This window comes from Methanosarcinales archaeon, assembly GCA_014859725.1.
Classification (GTDB): Archaea; Halobacteriota; Methanosarcinia; order Methanosarcinales; family Methanocomedenaceae; genus Kmv04.
Window position 1 is genome coordinate 1 of sequence record JACUTQ010000270.1, and the last position, 1989, is coordinate 1989.

Here is a 1989-nt window from a genome sequence, read left to right on the forward strand (position 1 = left end):
TGAAGGATTTGGCATCCCATTGCTTGAAGCTATGGGAATGGGATGTCCGGTCATTACCAGTAACACAAGCTCAATCCCCGAGGTTGTGGATAAAGCAGCTTTATTGTTTGATCCCAATTCAATAGATAGTTTAATTAATGTAATTGAATTGTTAGAAAGCAATGAGTCAAAGCGTGAAAAATTGATTAATCTTGGTTTTGAACAAGAGAAAAAATTCAGTTGGGACAAAACTGCTCATGAAACATTTAAAGTTTATAAGTATGCATATGATTTAAAACATTGACCAAATAAGCATAGTTCCTGAAATAGTTTATGGGTAATAAAGAGATACAAGGAAATAAAACAATGAATCCTCAATCAAAAATCTACCTCCCAGGCCATCGCGGTATGGCAGGCTCAGCCATAAAACGAAACCTCGAAACCAGAGGTTACCAAAAACTCATAACCCGCACCCACAGCGAGCTCGACCTCACCAACCAGGAGGCTGTAAATAACTTCTTCGAAACCGAAAGACCAGAATACGTCTTCTTAGCCGCGGCAAAAGTGGGCGGCATCCTTGCAAACAGTACATACCCCGCAGAGTTCATCTACGAAAACATCATGATAGAAGCCAATGTCATCCATGCCGCCTACACCAATGGCGTGAAAAAACTGCTGTTCCTCGGCTCATCATGCATATATCCCGTACTTGCGCCGCAACCACTCAAAGAAGAATACCTGCTCACAGGTGAACTTGAGGTCACCAACGAGGCATATGCGGTGGCAAAGATCGCTGGAATACGGATGTGCAAGCATTACAACCAGCAGTATGGGACGAACTTCATCTCGGTCATGCCAACCAATCTTTATGGACCCAATGACAACTATGACCTTGAAACATCTCATGTAATGGCAGCGCTCATACGCAAGTTTCATGAGGCAAAGCTGAACAATGAACCGCAGGTCGTAGTGTGGGGCACTGGAGCACCCAGGCGGGAATTTCTGTATGTGGATGATATGGCGGATGCCTGCGTGTACCTGATGGAGAACTATGATGCCTCAGATATTGGGGAATTTGTCAATATCGGAGTCGGAGAGGATATCACGATTCGGGAACTGGCTGAATTGATGGGGGAGATCGTGGGATATGAGGGGAATATCGTGTACGACACCACAAAGCCGGATGGTACACCGCAGAAATTGCTGAATGTCAGCAGGTTGCGGGAACTTGGGTGGAATGCGAGGATCTCCTTGAGAGATGGAATCAAACAGGCATGTGAGTGGTATGTTAGTAATAATTAAACAAATATAACAACAATGCTAAAATTTTACGGAGATTAAAAATCTATAAAAATTCCATTGATAAAATAAAATGACCTCAAACCCCTTAATCTCTGTTATTGTAGCCGTGTATAATGGTGCCAAAACCTTACAGCGTTGTATTGATAGTGTATCTGATCAGACTTATCTCAATAAAGAGCTTATTATCATTGATGGAGGTTCTACAGATGGTACGGTAGAACTTATTAAATCCAATCAAGATAACATCACTTACTGGCAATCAGAACCGGATAACGGTATTTACCATGCATGGAATAAAGCACTGGGTCATACCACCGGAGATTGGATATGTTTCCTGGGATCTGATGATTATCTTTGGAGCAGGACTGTATTTGAAGAGATGATGCCACATATGATCAAAGCGGAATCTCAGGGTATACTGATGGTGTATGGGCAGGTTGCAAGAGTAACAGAAGATGATGAGATAAGTTGTATTGATGGTTTTTCGTGGGATTACACCTGGAGGAGCATAATTATAGATGGAATAGGCACTTTTACGCATCAAGGGATGTTTCACCATCGCAGCCTCTTTGAACGCTACGGAAAGTTTGATGAATCTTTCAAAATAGCAGGAGATTATGAACTGCTAATCAGGGCGTTTAAGGAAGGGGGAGATGCTCTTTTTATAAATGGGTTGATTGTTACAGGAATGCAAACTGGAGGAATTAC

3 protein-coding genes are annotated in these 1989 nt (G+C 42.2%); all 3 read left to right on the forward strand.

Annotation, left to right across the window (positions count from 1 at the left end; all coding sequences use genetic code 11):
- The coding region (locus tag IBX40_13155; GenBank protein ID MBE0525259.1) for a glycosyltransferase at positions 1 to 283 on the forward strand (283 nt) is incomplete at its 5' end.
- 62 nt (positions 284 to 345) lie between these two features.
- The gene (locus IBX40_13160; GenBank protein MBE0525260.1) at positions 346 to 1281 is read left to right on the forward strand and encodes a GDP-L-fucose synthase; all 936 of its coding nucleotides are present in this window, start codon (positions 346 to 348) and stop codon (positions 1279 to 1281) included.
- Between the two features lie 70 nt (positions 1282 to 1351).
- On the forward strand, positions 1352 to 1989 hold a 638-nt coding region (locus IBX40_13165), incomplete at its 3' end, for a glycosyltransferase (protein MBE0525261.1).